Annotated in this window: 11 protein-coding genes; 2 read left to right on the forward strand and 9 right to left on the reverse strand. The window is 73.4% G+C overall.

From position 1 onward, the window contains the following. Positions 1 to 40 precede the first annotated feature (40 nt). The 8 genes from AC0NH5_RS02360 to ftsY all read right to left on the reverse strand — a co-directional run bounded on the left by AC0NH5_RS02360 (position 41) and on the right by ftsY (position 11,960). Positions 41 to 2,080 carry an acyltransferase family protein gene (locus AC0NH5_RS02360; RefSeq protein ID WP_474399309.1) on the reverse strand — a complete coding sequence of 680 codons (2,040 nt, stop codon included), beginning with the start codon at positions 2,078 to 2,080 and terminating at the stop codon, positions 41 to 43. Positions 2,081 to 2,082: 2 nt separating this feature from the next. Continuing rightward, the gene (locus AC0NH5_RS02365; protein WP_474399312.1) at positions 2,083 to 3,117 is read right to left on the reverse strand and encodes a class I SAM-dependent methyltransferase; all 1,035 of its coding nucleotides are present in this window, start codon (positions 3,115 to 3,117) and stop codon (positions 2,083 to 2,085) included. A gap of 14 nt (positions 3,118 to 3,131) precedes the next feature. Beyond that, a complete protein-coding gene (locus tag AC0NH5_RS02370) occupies positions 3,132 to 5,615 on the reverse strand; it encodes a glycosyltransferase (protein WP_474399313.1) in 2,484 nt (827 codons plus the stop codon). A gap of 84 nt (positions 5,616 to 5,699) precedes the next feature. After that, the gene (locus AC0NH5_RS02375; RefSeq protein WP_474399315.1) at positions 5,700 to 7,970 is read right to left on the reverse strand and encodes a [protein-PII] uridylyltransferase; all 2,271 of its coding nucleotides are present in this window, start codon (positions 7,968 to 7,970) and stop codon (positions 5,700 to 5,702) included. A 6-nt stretch (positions 7,971 to 7,976) separates the two neighbouring features. Then, positions 7,977 to 8,315: a P-II family nitrogen regulator gene (locus tag AC0NH5_RS02380; RefSeq protein WP_474399318.1), complete on the reverse strand. Its 339-nt coding sequence runs from the start codon at positions 8,313 to 8,315 to the stop codon at positions 7,977 to 7,979. A gap of 35 nt (positions 8,316 to 8,350) precedes the next feature. After that, the gene (locus AC0NH5_RS02385; protein ID WP_474399320.1) at positions 8,351 to 9,736 is read right to left on the reverse strand and encodes an ammonium transporter; all 1,386 of its coding nucleotides are present in this window, start codon (positions 9,734 to 9,736) and stop codon (positions 8,351 to 8,353) included. 223 nt (positions 9,737 to 9,959) lie between these two features. After that, entirely contained in the window at positions 9,960 to 10,760 is an 801-nt protein-coding gene (locus AC0NH5_RS02390) for an aminoglycoside phosphotransferase family protein (RefSeq protein WP_474399323.1), read from the reverse strand. Positions 10,761 to 10,799: 39 nt separating this feature from the next. Further along, positions 10,800 to 11,960, reverse strand: a complete 1,161-nt coding sequence (gene ftsY / locus AC0NH5_RS02395) for a signal recognition particle-docking protein FtsY (RefSeq protein WP_474399326.1) — start codon at positions 11,958 to 11,960, stop codon at positions 10,800 to 10,802. 140 nt (positions 11,961 to 12,100) lie between these two features. On the opposite strand from ftsY, the gene AC0NH5_RS02400 reads away from it, so the two are divergent. Next, positions 12,101 to 13,807 (forward strand): alkaline phosphatase D family protein, encoded by a 1,707-nt coding sequence (locus AC0NH5_RS02400; protein WP_474399328.1) that lies wholly within the window; start codon positions 12,101 to 12,103, stop codon positions 13,805 to 13,807. Continuing rightward, a complete protein-coding gene (locus tag AC0NH5_RS02405) occupies positions 13,804 to 14,325 on the forward strand; it encodes a DinB family protein (protein ID WP_474399331.1) in 522 nt (173 codons plus the stop codon). Before AC0NH5_RS02400 ends, AC0NH5_RS02405 begins: the two co-directional genes overlap by 4 nt. A gap of 9 nt (positions 14,326 to 14,334) precedes the next feature. On the opposite strand, the gene AC0NH5_RS02410 is transcribed toward AC0NH5_RS02405, so the two are convergent. Then, positions 14,335 to 14,949: an HAD family hydrolase gene (locus AC0NH5_RS02410; protein ID WP_474399333.1), complete on the reverse strand. Its 615-nt coding sequence runs from the start codon at positions 14,947 to 14,949 to the stop codon at positions 14,335 to 14,337. Positions 14,950 to 14,954: the final 5 nt, after the last annotated feature.

Genomic DNA, 14,954 nt, shown 5'->3' on the forward strand with positions numbered 1-14,954 from the left:
GCCTGCTGTGTGTGAAGTATCGAGCCGTACGTTCACACGGTCAGCGGAGGGGCAGGCGTTTCTCGAGCAGTGGGGTGAGCGCGGCGGCGTAGGCCTCGGTCAGATGGTTGCTGTCCCGGTAGACCAGCGTGTTGCCGACCACGAGCGGGCACCGGGCCCCGCACATCCACGGCACCGGGTCGATCACCCGGGCGCCCGCCGCGACCGCCTCGGCCAACTGGATCCGGCGCCAGCCCGGCTCCAGGACCACGGTGTCCCGCGGCGCGGCGCACCGGCCGATCCGCTTCGGCTTCCCGGTGAGACAGTCGGCCGGGTTGCGGGCGAAGAACGGGGTGTCGCCGAGCAGCGTCACCGTGCCGGCGGCCCGTTTCAGCTTCGCCAGCGTGCGGGCCCAGCCGGCCTGCCACACCGCGTCCGGGTCGGCCGGGTCTCCGGCCAGCGCGGCCCGGTAGTTGACGCTCGACGACACCACCACGAGATCGGGGCGGGCGGCGGCGATCCGGCTCAGGATCCCGTCCCGCCAGGAGTCGCACTCCAGATAGCGGCGCTCGGCCTTCCGCTCGATCAGGGCGACCTCGGCCGGGCTGCACGAGCTGCGGGTCCAGTTGATCAGACGCCAGCCACGGCGCCCGGCCAGGTCGGCGAAGGCCGGGAACCACTGGAGCGCGTGCGAGTCCCCGAACAGGACCATGGTCCGCTTCGCCCCCGGGTCGCCGTAGACGCAGTCGGTCCGCGGCTGGAACGGGCCGGCGAGCCCGACATGGCAGCGGTCCCGCTGCGGGGTGAGCTGCTGCCGGGAGGCGACCGGCAGTGTCGGGGTCAGGTTCCGCGGCAACCGGGTCGCTCCGGCGGCCGCGGCCACCAGGCGATTCACCTCGGCGGCCGGGTCGGCGGCCCGGGCCAGGGCGGGCCGTGGATCGGGGGCGGCGCCACCGGTCGGTACGGCCGGCGGAGCCAGCAGGCCGAGCCCGGCCAGCGTGGCGGCGAGACCGGTGAGCCCGGCGCCGAGCAGCAGTCCCCGGCGCGGGTGGGCCGACCAGGCCCGGTGGTACCGGACCGGGTTCTCCAGCAGGTGGTGGCTCGCGACGGCCAGGCCCAGCGCGACCGCGGCGCAGCCCGCCCGGGCGGCCGGACCCGCCGGCGCCAGGAACAGCAGTGGCCAGTGCCAGAGGTACCAGCCGTACGACATGCGGCCCAGCCAGCGCATCGGCACGGTCTCCAGGAGACGGTTGCCGCCCGCGGCGATGACCGCCACCGTGCCCAGGACCGGCAGCAGGGCCGCGATGCCCGGGAACGCCGTCGTCTGGTCGTACCACGTCGCTCCGAAAAGGATCGCGGCGCCGCCGGCCCAGGCCAGCGCGGGCCGGGGCCGCAGCCGCCCGGTGGCCACGAGTGCCAGCAGCGCGCCGGCGCCCAGCTCCCAGGCCCGGCTCAGCGAGCCGAAGTACGCCCACGGCTGCGCCCGGTCGAGTTCGTGCACGCTCCAGGCGAACGAGGCGGCCGAGAGCGCGGCCAGCATCGCCACCGTCGCCCACCGCCGGCGCAGCCCGCACAGCGCCAGGCCGCCGATCAGGACCGGCCAGACCAGGTAGAACTGCTCCTCGACGGCGAGCGACCAGAAGTGCTGGAACGGCGACGGCGCCCCGTCGGCGAAATAGTCGGTGCCGGTGTCCGCCAGCCGCAGGTTCACCGTGTAGGTGGCGGCGCCCAGGGCGTCCCACGCGTACCCGGCGAACCGGCTCGGCGGCGCCCACAGCCAGGCGCCGGCCAGCGTCGCCGCGATCACGCAGGTGGCTACCGGCAGCAGCCGGACGGCCCGCCGGGCGTAGAACCGGGGCAGGTCGAGCCGGCCGGTGGCGTCCAGCTCGCGGCGCAGCAGCGAGGTGATCAGGAAGCCGGAGATGACGAAGAAGACGTCGACGCCGACGAAGCCGCCGGCCAGTCCCGGCACGCCCACGTGCGCGAGCACCACGAGCAGCACCGCGACGGCGCGCAGGCCCTCGATGTCGGCCCGGTGCGGGTGCCCGGCCGCGGCCGGCACCGCCGGGTCCCGGCGGCGCAGGGGCAGGGTGACAGTCATCGTCAGCCGCGCGCGGCGGCCATCGTCGCCGGCCGGGCGAACGACAGCACGGCGTGCCGGCCGAGCAGCTCACCCTCCCGGTCCAGCCCCTCGAACCGCTCGGTCCAGGCGGCGATCGCGGCCTGCTCGTCCTTGCGGCCGGCGTCGTCGAAGACGATCGTGGCCCGGTCCGCGAGCCGCTTCTCGATCATGTGCAGGGCCGGGTAACGGGCGTCCGCGCCGGTCCGTTCGGGCGGCCCGTCGATCAGCACGAAGTCGATGTCGCGCAGGTCGGCCAGGGCCTCCGGGTCGTACCACGGGTATTCCCGGCCGTCGATGGTGGCCGGGACCAGCGGAGCGTCGCGGACCTCGGCGACGGCGGCGAGCCCGTGCGCCGCGAGGGCGGCCCGGGTCTGCGCGGCGTACCGGCCGTCGTGGTCCAGCGAGATCAGCCGGCCACCGGTCTTCTCCAGCACGTAGGCGATCCACACCGAGGAGGTGCCGCTGCCCAGTTCCAGCACCAGGCGTGGCCGCCGGGTGCGGATCAGGTGGAGGACCTCCAGCAGGTCGGTCGGGTTCAGCGCGAACCCGCCCGAGGACGGCATCGGGGCACGTGGCGTGAAGCCCTGGAACAGCTGCACGGTCGCCTCGATCTCGCGCGGCACGGCCCGCACGTCCGCGGTGCTCGGCTTCAGGTCGGTCAGGTGGGTGAGCTTGGCCAGCGCCTCGGCCAGCTCCAGGTGCCGGTCACCGGCGGTGAGCCGTTCCCGTTCCACGGCCGCGACCAGGCGGCGCTGCATCTCCTCGACCGTGGTGCGCAGGTCCCGCTGCGCGGTGAGGCCGGCTTTCTGCACCCGGGCCAACCGGCGGAAGACCAGCATGAGACCGGCCAGGACGGCGCCGACCAGCACCGCCAGCAGGGCGGTCGCCGTGCCGGTGTGCCCGGTGAGCGCGGTCGCCGCGGTTCCGGCGCAGAGGAGGCCGACGAGCGCCGTCGCTCCGGCCTGCGATCCGGAAAGGCGGGGCAGCCGGCGGCGGATTCGCCTCAGGTGACTCAACAGACAACTCCTCGTCAGTGCGCTTCCCCTGGCGTAACGCCGCCGGTGGCGACGCCGTTACGCGCCCGCTGGGCCGGGGTCGTGGCGGTCGCCCGCAGGAGAGCGCCGATCAGGTCCGTCAGGGCGTCCGGCCGGTGGTCGGTGGCCACCACGGCGCGGGCCCGGGAGCTCTGCGCCGCGTAGCGGGCCGGATCGGCCCGCAAGCGCCGCACCACGGCCGGGACGTCGCCCGGCCGGCACGCCACCGCGGCCTCGCCGAAGGCGTGCGCCAGGCGTTCCGGCACCAGCACCACGCACCCGGTGGCGGCGGCCTCCAGGGCCGGGCGGGACACCAGTTCGGCGGTCTGCTCGGGCGGGAAGTGCAGATAGAAGTCGAGTTGCGCGGCGAAGGTGCGCGGGTCCACGTCGGACGGCTCGTAGACCAGCCAGGAGGCCGGCAGCCGGCCCGGCCGCAGCGGGCTCTCCGGCAACCGCAACCGCACGTCGGCGTCCCGGCACAGGCGCGGCACGGCGAGCGCCTCGGCCAGGTCGCCGGGCCACTCGCCGGCATCGCACAGGTCGGTGCCGACCACGGCCGGTCCGCGTGGGCCGGGCAGCGGCCGGGCGACGTCCAGCGGCTCGGCGATCGCGGGCAGGTCGTACGCGGTCAGCTGGATCCCGGTCAGCGCGGCGCGCACCCCGGCGTCCTGCGGGCACCAGAGCGGTGCCGCCCCGAACAACCGCTCGGCCGCCGCCGTCGCCGCGGCCGCCGTGTAACGCCGGTCGGTGCCGTCCTGCCGGGCCGGCGCGCGGTCGGCCACGATCAGCACCCGGCGCGGCCGGATCCGGCAGCCGTCCTCGGGGGCGAACTGCAGCACCTCGGGCTGCCGGACGAGCAGCACCCCGGCCTCGACCTCGTCGGTCTCCAGGACCTGGTCCAGCCGGCCCGCGTTGATCAGCTGCTGGACCGCGGCGCTGAGCGGCCGCCGGTGCTTGTGCACCGAGCGCAGCGCCTCCAGGTGCAGGATGGCCACCGAGTGACCGGCCCGGCGCAGCGCCTCGACCTCGGCCAGCGCGGCTCGCTGCGAGCCGGTCAGGAACCGCCAGTCGGCGGCCACCACCACGTCGTACGCCCGGGCCGGCGCGCCGCCGCTGAGGTGGGCCGGCGCCACGAACGGCCGGGTCCGCCCGGCCCGCTCCCGGTGCAGCGGCCGCTGCGTGGCATGCCAGCACCGGTACGCCGAGATGTACGCGGTCCGCGCCGGATGCATCCAGTAGGCGCGGATCTCGGCCCGCGACAGCGACCCCTCGGAGAGCCGGATCAGCGCGAGCGGCCGGGCGACCCGGCGCAGCGCGGTCCAGCCGAAGGCGGTGCGGATCCGCTCCAGATATTCCGAGTCGGCGGCCTTGCGCACCTCGTCGAACCAGCCGATCCGGCTGGTCACCACGGATCGCCGGAACAGGAGCGAGGAGACGTTGACCCGGCCGCGCCGGATGCCCGGGCGGGTCAGCACCAGATGGTCGGTGACGCTGATCCCCTCGGAGACCGACGCGACCACGTTCGGCTTGTCGAACAGCGGCCGCAGCTGCATCTCGATCCGGCGCGGATGCGACCAGTCGTCGGAGTCCTGGAACGTCACGTACTCGCCGCGGGCCGCCGCCACACCGGCGTTGCGGGCCGCGTAGGTGCCGCCGTTCTCGGTCAGCCGGATCAGCCGGACCCGCGGGTCCAGGTCCTCTGCGGCGGCGAGCACCGCGTCGTGCTCCGGCGGCGAGGCGTCGTCCACCACGATGATCTCGAGGTCGGGCCAGGACTGCGCGGCGATCGAGCGGACCGCGGTGAGCAGGCCGGGGCCGGGACGATAGGCGGTCACCACGACCGAGACCCGTTCCCCGGTCGCCTCGCCCTCGAGCCCGGCGGCCCCGGCGAGCCGGTCGAACGGCAGCTGCTCCGGCGCGGGCGCCAGCACCGGCGGCGGCGCCGGGAAGAGCGCCCCGAACCGGTCCAGCCACGCCTCCTCGGAGGCGGTCCCGCCCGCGTACGGGTTGGCCAGGTCGATCTCCAGCGACTCGCGGGCCGGCGCGGGCAGCCGCCGGTACGCCGAGAGCAGGTCCCGTGCCTGTTCCGGCCCCTGCCAGACGTAGGCGAGCTGGGCGTGCAGCACCTGATGCGCGGCCGGCATCGCGCGGGCGCCCAGGGCGGTGCGGATCAGCGCGTACAACGCCATCGCGTCGTCCCGGTCGCCGGGCAGCTCGTCCTGCAGCGCGATGGTCTGCGCCAGCCCCGCGAGCAGCTCCGGGTCCGGGCGCCGGCGAGCTCTGCGCAGGCGGCGGGTGTCGCAGGCGCGGGCCGCCTCGAGCAGTTCCTCCAGCGTGATCCCGGCAGCCGCGTACGCCAGCACCCGGCGGGCCGCCACCGAGCGGTTGCGCATCGCCGTGTGCGGCAAGGACACCCCGGCTCCGGCGCCGGCCAGGGTGACATGGTCGTCCAGCAACGCGACCGGCTGCGGCTCAGCCATCGACTCTCCGTCCGTGCCCGGCAATGTCGATCAGCTCAACGCCGGGCAGCGGCCCCGGGTGACGCGTGGCGTCCCGGGCGCGGATCAGACCGCGGCCAGGACGGCAGCCTCCACCCGGTCTCGTTCGGCCGCCTCGGACCACGTCCCGATCAGGTAGAACACGTCCACGACGTCTCCGCCGAGGGTGGAGATCCGGGCCGCGCGGATCTCCGCGCCGGCCTCGTCGAGGGCGGTGGTCACCCGGTACAGCAGGCCGGCCGAGTCGGCCGCGCGCAGCTCGAGGACGACCGCGTCGGTGGCCACGTCACGCTGCCAGACCACCCGGGGCGAGGCGGTGCCGCCGCGGGCACTCATCGCCCGGGCCCGCAGCCGCTGGGTCACCGACACGTCCCCCGAGGCGACGCGGCGCAGGTCGGCGGCGAGGGCGACCGGATCGTACGGCGAGCCGTAGCGCGGCGACGTGTAGAACTCCACGATGGCCCGGCCGTCGACCGTGCTGGTGTTCGCCGCCACCACGTCGAGCCGGTGCATGGCCAGGCAGGCGGCCACGCCGGCGAGCAGTCCCCGGCGGTCGGCGGCGGCCACCGCCACCCGGTCGCCGTCCAGGTGCACCACCGGCAGGCCGCCGTCGAGCAGCTCCGGGTCGGGTCGCGGCGGCTCGGGCAGCGCGCCGGTGTCCAGCGCGGTGTGCACCTTGCCGACCAGCTCGGCCATCAGCCGGCCCTTCCAGTCCGACCAGGCGGCCGGGCCGGTGGCCCGCGAGTCGGCCCGGGCCAGGGCGTGCAGCAGGTCGAGGGTGGCCGGGTCACCGACCGCCTCGGCCACGGTCGAGATGGTCTTCGGGTCGCTCAGGTCGCGCCGGGTGGCCACGTCCGGCAGCAGCAGGTGCAGCCGGACCATCTTCTCGATGGTCGCCACGTCCGCGGGCGGCAGGCCGACGCGGGTGGCGATCTCGGCGGCGATCGGGGCGCCCACCAGGCTGTGGTCGCCGGGCAGGCCCTTGCCGACGTCGTGCAGGAAGGCGCCGAGCAGCAGCAGGTCGGGGCGGTCCACCGCGCGGGTGTGCCGGGTCGCCTCGTACGCGGCCTGCACCAGGTGCCGGTCCAGGGTGTACCGGTGGATCGGGTGGTGCTGCGGCAGGCTGCGCATCCGGGCCCACTCCGGCAGCCACGCGTCGATCAGCCCGTACCGGTCGCAGGTCTCCCAGGCCGGCAGCAGGCCGGCGCCGGAGCCGAGCAGCGACACCAGCGCCGCGCGGGCCGCGGCCGGCCAGGGTGTGGGCAGCGGCGGGCAGAAGGACGCCAGCCACTCGCTGGTGGCGCGGGCGATCGGGAGCTGTGTGACGGCGGCCGCGGCGGCCACCCGCAGGGAGAGGCTGGGGTCCGGGACCGGGCCGATGGCGGTTCGGGCGAGCACCAGCTCACCGTCCTGCTCGACCACGTCCCGGGCGACCGGGCGACGCGACGGCGGCGCCTGCGGGCCGCCCCGGCGCCGGCCGTTGCGCAGCCGGTCGATGGCACGCCAGGCGTCGTCGACGGCGTGGGCGACCGTCCGCGCGTCGCCCGACACCCGCCGCAGCAGCGTGTCCGGGTCCTCGATGTCGAGCAGCTCGGCGACGGCCTTGCGCTCCTGGGCGACCAGCCGGTCCACCCGGCGGCCGACTGCGAGGTGCAGCGCGTCGCGGGTGTCGAGCAGCCGCAGGGTTGCGGCGCGCACCGCGGGGCGCATCGTGTCGGCGACGCCGGCCCGGCCGACCCCGCGCAGCAGCGTGACGTCGCGCAGCCCGCCGGCCGCCTCCTTGAGGTCGCCCTCCAGCAGGAAGGCCAGCTCGCCGTGGCTGGTCCAGCGGCTCGTGGTGAGTTCCCGCAGCTGCGGCATCAGCCGCACCGCGGTGCGCCGCCACTGGTCGCCGGCGGCCGCGATCAGCTCGGCGGACAGCGCCCGGTCGCCGGCCACGTGCCGGGCGTCGAGGAGCCCCAGCGAGACCTTGACGTCGTCGTGCGCGACCGAGAGCGCCTCGGGCAGCGTCCGTACGGAGTGGTCCAGCCCGAGCCGGGCGTCCCAGATCGGGTACCACAGGGCCGACGCGATCCGGTCGATCCCGGCCGTGCCGTTGTGCAGCAGCACCAGGTCGAGATCGCTGTAGGGGGCGCAGTCCCGCCGGCCCAGCCCGCCCACCGCGACCAGGCTGACCCCGGTGAGGTGGGCCGGGAAGAGCCGGCCCAGCCACACGTCGAGCGCCGCCGCCCGCTGGTCGCGGGCGGCGGCGCCGATGTGCTCACGCAGGTCGTCGAGGGAGCCGCCGTTCGCCGGGCGCGCGGGCGGGGCCGGCGGCTCACTCAACTGGTTCGTCATGGCCGGTTACAGGGCGTCCAGGCCGCGTTCGCCGGTCCGGACCCGGACCACCTCGTCGACCGAGGTCACCCAGACCTTTCCGTCACCGATCTTGCCGGTGCGCGAGGCGGTGATGACGGCGTCGACGATCTTGTCCACGTCGATCTCGTCGGTCAGCACCTCGACCTTGATCTTGGGCAGGAACTCCACCGTGTACTCGGCGCCCCGGTACACCTCGGTGTGGCCCTTCTGCCGTCCGTACCCCTGCACCTCGCTCACGGTGAGGCCGGCGACGCCCAGGGCGTGCAGAGCCTCCTTCACCGCGTCGAGCTGGTAGGGCTTGATGACTGCGGTCACCAGCTTCATGCTCAGTCCTTCCATCGGTGCAGCCATCGGGGAATCTAACCGGAGACCTTCTGGCTGACGGAAGCCTTGCCGTCAGCGTCCAGGCTTTCCTTCGTCGCGATGCCGGCCATGGCGAAGGCACCGCCACCGGGACCGGCCGCCGGGGTGAGCTCGTACCCCGTCTCCCCGTGATCGGCGATGTCGATGCCGCCGACCTCGGCCTCCTCGCTGACCCGCAGCAGCTTGACCGCCTTGAGGATCAGGGCGAGCACGGCCGCGATGGCGAAGGAGTACAGGGTGACGACCGCGCTGGCCGCGAACTGCCGGCCGAGCTGGGCGACGCCGCCGCCGTAGAACAGGCCCTCGCCGGCGTTCAGGATCTCCGGGTCGGTGATCGCCGAGTTGACCTGGGCGGTGGCGAAGAAGCCGATGGCGAGCGAGCCGATCCAGCCGCCGACGAAGTGGACGCCGACCACGTCGAGCGAGTCGTCGTAGCCCAGCTTGTACTTCAGGCCGACCGCCAGGGCGCAGACCGCGCCGGCGATGAGGCCGATGATGATCGCGGCGAACGGTGCCACGAAACCACAGGCCGGGGTGATGGCGACCAGGCCGGCGACCGCGCCGGAGGAGGCGCCGACCAGGGTCGGCTTGCCGTCCCGCAGCCACTCCACGACGATCCAGCCGAGCAGCGCGGCGGCCGTGGCGACCTGGGTGTTGATGAACGCGAAGACGGTGGTGCCGTCGACGGTCAGCTCGGAGCCGGCGTTGAAGCCGAACCAGCCGAACCAGAGCAGGCCCGCGCCGAGCGCCACGAACGGGACGTTGTGCGGGCGCATGTTCTCCCGCGGCCAGCCGACCCGCCGGCCGAGGATCAGGCAGAGCGCCAGCGCCGCGGCGCCGGCGTTGATGTGCACCGCGGTGCCACCGGCGAAGTCCAGGGCGCGGATGTCGGTGCCGATGAAGCCGCCGCCCCAGACCCAGTGCGCGACCGGGACGTAGACGATGGTGAACCAGCCGAAGGCGAACAGGACCCAGCCGCCGAACTTCATCCGGTCCGAGACCGCGCCGCTGATCAGCGCGACCGTGATGATGGCGAACATCATCTGGAAGGCCATGAAGGCGTACGTCGGGATGCCGGTGTTGGCGCCGAAGAACAGCCACTCTTCAGTGATCTTGTCGGTGCCGGTGCCGAAGTAGGTGGAGAAGTTGCCGATGACCTTGTTCATGCCCTCGCTGTCGTTGACACCGAAGGCCAGGGTGAACCCGTAGATGACCCACAGGACGCTGATGAGCCCGATGCAGGAGAAGCTCATCATCATCATGTTCAGAACGCCCTTGGACCGGTTGAGGCCACCGTAGAACAGCGCCAGACCCGGTGTCATGAGCAGAACGAGCGCAGACGACAGGAGCAACCAAGCGGTATTGCCGGTGTTGATCTCCACGCTGCCTCCTCTCGGAATAAGGTGTCCTCGCACACCGGACCTCGGGGCAGCGTCGCCTGTCAGCCGGTTCGGCGCGAAGCCTTCCGGTCAGCTGTTTCCGGGAAGGGCTACGCTCGATTTCCGACGCGTCACGCATTGTTTCCGACGTGTGAAGAAACTCTCACAGCCCGTCAAGCGACCGCTTTTGACCTGGAGCGACATCCACCGCTCGGTCAGGGTCGGCTCAGCGGAGCGCGTATTCCAGCGTGTGGCGCTCGTAATCGAGCAGCCGCAGGTCTCGCATCGGCCGCCGCAGGTGCCCCTTGTGCACGATCCGGACGAAGGCCGGGTCGCCGGCCGCCGCCATCCGCCGGATGCCCTCGACGTGATCGACGATGCGCTTGCGGATGGTCCGCACCAGGCGGTGCCGGTCGCGCGGGATCAACCCGTACGCGTCGGCGAACAGGCGCAGCCGCCGCGGCCGGTTCGGCCGTTTCCACCCCAGGGTGTAGGAGTCCCGGTCGCTGAACAGCGGCACCCAGGTCCACGCCGCGTACGCCACGTCGTACAGCCGAGAGCCGGGCGACGCCAGATCGAAATCGATCAGCGCCAGGGTCCCGTCCGGCCGCCAGACCACATTGTGCGGGGCCGCGTCGTGGTGGCAGATCACCTCGGTGTCCGGCGGGGGCGGCCCGAACGAGCGCCACACCGCGCCGGGCGGCGGCACGAACCCGTACTGCGCGTCGTGGAACATCCGCAGCATGGTGGCGACGGTGACCAGCGCCTCCTCGGTCACCCAGTGCGGGGCCAGCGGGTACTCCCCGCACTCGCCGTCCAGGTAGGAAAGGACCTCGCGGCCCTTCTCGTCCATCCCCAGGGCGTGCGGTGACCCGGTGAAGCCGACCCGCTCCAGATGGTTGAGCAGAGCGTGCACCGCCGGCGTCCACGGGCCCGAGTTGCGCCGGACGGTGTCGCCGAGCCGGGAGACCGTGCTGACGTTGCCACCGTGCAGCGGAATCTCGCGCACCGGCTCCTGCGTCACCAACGGCCTCCCTGGTCTGCTCGGAAAAGCTACGGTCCGAGCCTACGCGTCCGCGCCAAGCAGAGCTTCGACGAAGGCCTCCGGCTCGAACGGCGCCAGATCGTCCGGACCCTCGCCGAGTCCCACCAGTTTGACCGGAATTCCCAGCTTGCGCTGCACGGCGATGACGATGCCACCCTTCGCGGTGCCGTCGAGCTTGGTGAGCACCACACCCGTGACATCCACCACCTCAGTGAACACGCGGGCCTGCTCGAGTCCGTTCTGTCCGGTTGTGGCGTCCAGCACGAGCAGCGTCTCGTCGACCGGGCCGTGCTTCTCCACCACCCGCTTGACCTTGCCGAGCTCGTCCATCAGGCCGACCTTGTTCTGCAGGCGGCCGGCGGTGTCGACCAGCACGGTGTCCACGCCGACCTCGATCCCCCGCTTCACCGCGTCGAACGCCACGCTGGCCGGGTCGCCGCCCTCGGGGCCGCGGACCGTCTCGGCGCCGACCCGCTCGCCCCAGGTGGCCAGCTGCTCGGCGGCGGCCGCGCGGAAGGTGTCGGCCGCGCCGAAGAGCACGGTGCGCCCGTCGGCGATCAGCACCCGGCCGATCTTGCCGCAGGTGGTGGTCTTGCCGGCGCCGTTGACGCCGACCACCAGCATCACGGCCGGCCGGCCGTCGTGCGGCGCGGTGTTCAGGCTGCGGTCCAGGCCGGGTTCGAGGGCGGACACCAGTTCCTCGGTGAGCTGCGCCCGGACCTCGGAGACGGTACGCGTACCGAGGATCCGCACCCGCTCGCGCAGCCGCTCGACGATCACCTGGGTGGCCTCGACGCCGACGTCCGCGCTGATCAGGCTGTCCTCGATCTCCTCCCAGTCGTCCTCCTCCAGGTGGTCCCGGGAGAGCACGCTGAGCAGGCCGCGACCGAGCGCGTTCTGCGAGCGGGCCAGGCGCGCGCGCAGCCGGACCAGACGCCCGGCGGTCGGTGCGGGCTGGTCGAGGACCGGCGCCTCCTCGACGACCGGTTCCGGCTCGGTGATGAGCGGCGGCAGCTCCTCGCCGGCCGGCGGCACGACGACCGGCGGCCGCTCCAGCGTGGTGGTCGAGCCCTTGGCCGGCGGCGGCGGGATCTCACGGCGGCGCATCTTCGGCACCACCAGCCCGACCGCGCCCACGACCAGGACGACGAGCAGAATCACTGCGGCGACCACGTATTCCATGCCCGAATCCTGACAGATGAGCCATCCGGCCGTGGCGAGGGCCACGCACTGGCGGTTACAGGCCGAGGTGACGGAGTATGGGACACCCCCTGACAACACCGTGGAGGCTCTCCCATGCCACACCCCCTCAGCGCGATCCGGTGACCGCGCAGCTGCTCGTCGGCCCGGTGCTCCGCCGGGTCGTCGGTGATCGCGCCACCGTGTGGATGGAGACCAGCGGACCCGCCCGGGTGCGGGTCGAGGCCGACGGCGGCGGCGCCGGCTCGGCGTCCACCTTCGCGGCGTACGGCCACCACTACGCGCTCGTGGTCGTCTCCGGGCTGACTCCGGACGCGACCAGCGCCTACCGGGTGACCCTGGACGACCATGAGGTCTGGCCGGCGCAGGAGTCGCCGTACCCGCCGCCGGTGATCCGCACCCGGGCCACCGACGACAGCGACCAGCCGGTGAGCCTGACCTTCGGCTCCTGCCGGGAGGCGACTCCCGAGGCCACCGGCCGCCGCCTGCCGCCGGACGCCCTGGACGCGTACGCCCGGCGCCTGATGGCCGACCCGCAGGCCCGCCCGGACACCCTGGTGCTGCTCGGCGACCAGGTCTACGCGGACAAGACCTCGGCGAAGGTCCGGCGGTTCCTGCGGCACCGCCGGCGCAACGGCCACGACGGGCCGGACACCCAGGTGGTCGGCTTCGAGGAGTACACGAAGCTGTACCTGGAGTCGTGGCGCGACCCGGAGGTCCGCTGGCTGTTCTCCACCGTGCCGAGCGTGATGATCTTCGACGACCACGAGCTGATCGACGACTGGAACACCTCGGCCGCCTGGCGTGCCGACATGTCGAAGCAGTCCTGGTGGCGGGAGCGGATCTCCGGCGGCCTCGCGTCGTACTGGATCTATCAGCACATCGGCAACCTGAGCCCGGACGAGCTCGCCGCCGACCCGCTGTTCCAGAAGGTCAGCGTCGCGGAGGACGCCACGGAACTGCTGCGCGAGTTCGGGCGACGGGTGGACGAGCCGGAGTCGGCGGAGAACACCGACACGCCCTATCAGTGGAGCTTCGCCCTCGACCTGGGCCGCACCCGGCTGGTGGTGCTCGACAACCGGTGCAACCGGGTGCTCACCCCCGGCGCGCGGGCCATGCTGCCCGCCGAGGAGTGGAACTGGCTGATCGACCAGGCCCACGGCGACTACGACCACCTGGTGATCGGCTCCTCACTGCCCTGGCTGATGCCGCCCGCCATCCACCACGTGGAGGCGTGGAACGAGCGGATCACCGAGTCGTCCCGGCCGGCGACGGCGGCGTTCGGGGAGGCCCTGCGGCGCGCGGTGGACCTGGAGCACTGGGCCGCCTTCGGCAAGTCGTTCGAGGCGCTCGGTGAGCTGTTCCGGCGACTCGGCGAGGGCGGGCCGGAGGCTCCCGGGCACCGGGTCGGCGCGGGCGGGGCATACGCAGCGCCCGCCTCGATCAGCGTCCTGTCCGGGGATGTGCATCACTCGTACGTGGCCCGGGCCGACTTCGGGCACGCCATGGCCACCCCGGTGATGCAGCTCACCTGCTCGCCGATCCACAACCAGGTGCCGGCGCCGATGCGGCCGCTCATGCGGTTCAGCTGGTCGCGCGTCTTCGCCCGGCTGGCCCGCGGCCTGTCCCGGTCGGCCGGCGTCCGCAAGCCGGCGCTGCGCTGGAAGCGGCTGGCCGGGCCGTACTTCGGCAACGCGGTGGCAACCCTGCGACTGGAGGGCTCGACCGCGGCCGCCACGATCGAGGGCACCACCAAGGACGGCGAGCTGTTCGACGTGGCCGTGGTGGAATACCAGCCCGTCCGGGCAAGGCAGTATGTGGGGCGATGACTACCTGGACCGCACCCGAGGTGCAGCGCACCTCCGAACCCCTGACCGGTGACGAGCGCACCATGCTGCAGGGCTGGCTGGACTGGCACCGCCGGACCCTGCTGCTCAAATGCGCCGGGCTCACCGCCGAGCAGCTGCGGACGGCCGGCGTGGAGCCCTCGAACCTCACGCTGCTCGGCCTGGTCCGGCACCTGACCGATGTGGAGCGCGCCTGGTTCCGCAAGCGGGCGGCCGGCGAGCTGGATCTGCCGTTCGTCCACTGCACGCCGGAGAACATGGACGCCGACTTCGACGGCGTGGCGACCGCCGACGCCGAGGCCGACCTCGCCGCTTTCACCGCGGAGCTGGAGCTGGCCGACGCGGCGGTGGCGGCCCTGCCGCTGGAGCACGAGTTCCAGGGCCGCACCGGCGTGATCAGCCTGCGCTGGGTCTACCTGCACATGATCGAGGAGTACGCCCGGCACAACGGTCACGCCGACCTGCTCCGCGAGCGCATCGACGGCGTGACCGGGGACTGATCCGCCGGCTCACTCCGGCAGGTCGAGGGCCTTCCGCAGGTAGGGCACGTGCTGGGTGCCGGACCACCGGTACGCGGAGAGGTTCGCCGCCCGCGCGCCGCGGACCGCCCGGTCGTCGTCGTCGATGAAGAGCACGTGCTTCGGCACCCGGCCGACCGCCAGGCAGGCCTGCTGGAAGAACTCGGGCGCCGGCTTGTGGACCTTCAGCTCCCAGGAGTTGATCACCAGGTCCAGCTCGCCGGTGAGCCCAAGGGCCTCCAGGTCGCTGTGCAGCCGGTCGGTCGCGTTGGTGGCCAGCCCGACCGGCCGGCCCGCGGCGCGGACCTCGCGGATGAAGGCCAGCACGTCCGGGTCGACCTCGCCCCGGTACTCCTGCCACTCGGCGACCGCGGCGGCCGCCACCTCGGCGTCGAGCGGCAGCCGGTCGGCGACCAGCCGCATCCACTCGGCGTCGGTGATCTCGCCGGCCATCGCGGGCCGGTAGATGTCCCACGACATCGCGGTCTCCAGGAAGGAGGCCGGTTTGAGCCCGTACTTCACCTCGGCGGCGATCATCGGGGCCGGGTCCCAGCGGCGCAGCACGCCGTCGAAGTCGATGAGCAGGGCCTGGGCGCGATCGCGCATGTGTT

It is taken from the genome of Actinoplanes sp. 13, from assembly GCF_056134165.1.

Coding starts and splice junctions, on each gene's coding strand:
- AC0NH5_RS02360 (WP_474399309.1), bottom strand. CDS start 2,080: ATGACTGTCACCCTGCCCCTGCGCCGCCGGGACCCGGCGGTGCCGGCC.
- AC0NH5_RS02370 (WP_474399313.1), bottom strand. CDS start 5,615: ATGGCTGAGCCGCAGCCGGTCGCGTTGCTGGACGACCATGTCACCCTG.
- AC0NH5_RS02375 (WP_474399315.1), bottom strand. CDS start 7,970: ATGACGAACCAGTTGAGTGAGCCGCCGGCCCCGCCCGCGCGCCCGGCG.
- AC0NH5_RS02380 (WP_474399318.1), bottom strand. CDS start 8,315: ATGAAGCTGGTGACCGCAGTCATCAAGCCCTACCAGCTCGACGCGGTG.
- ftsY (WP_474399326.1), bottom strand. CDS start 11,960: ATGGAATACGTGGTCGCCGCAGTGATTCTGCTCGTCGTCCTGGTCGTG.
- AC0NH5_RS02405 (WP_474399331.1), top strand. CDS start 13,804: ATGACTACCTGGACCGCACCCGAGGTGCAGCGCACCTCCGAACCCCTG.
- AC0NH5_RS02410 (WP_474399333.1), bottom strand. CDS start 14,949: ATGCGCGATCGCGCCCAGGCCCTGCTCATCGACTTCGACGGCGTGCTG.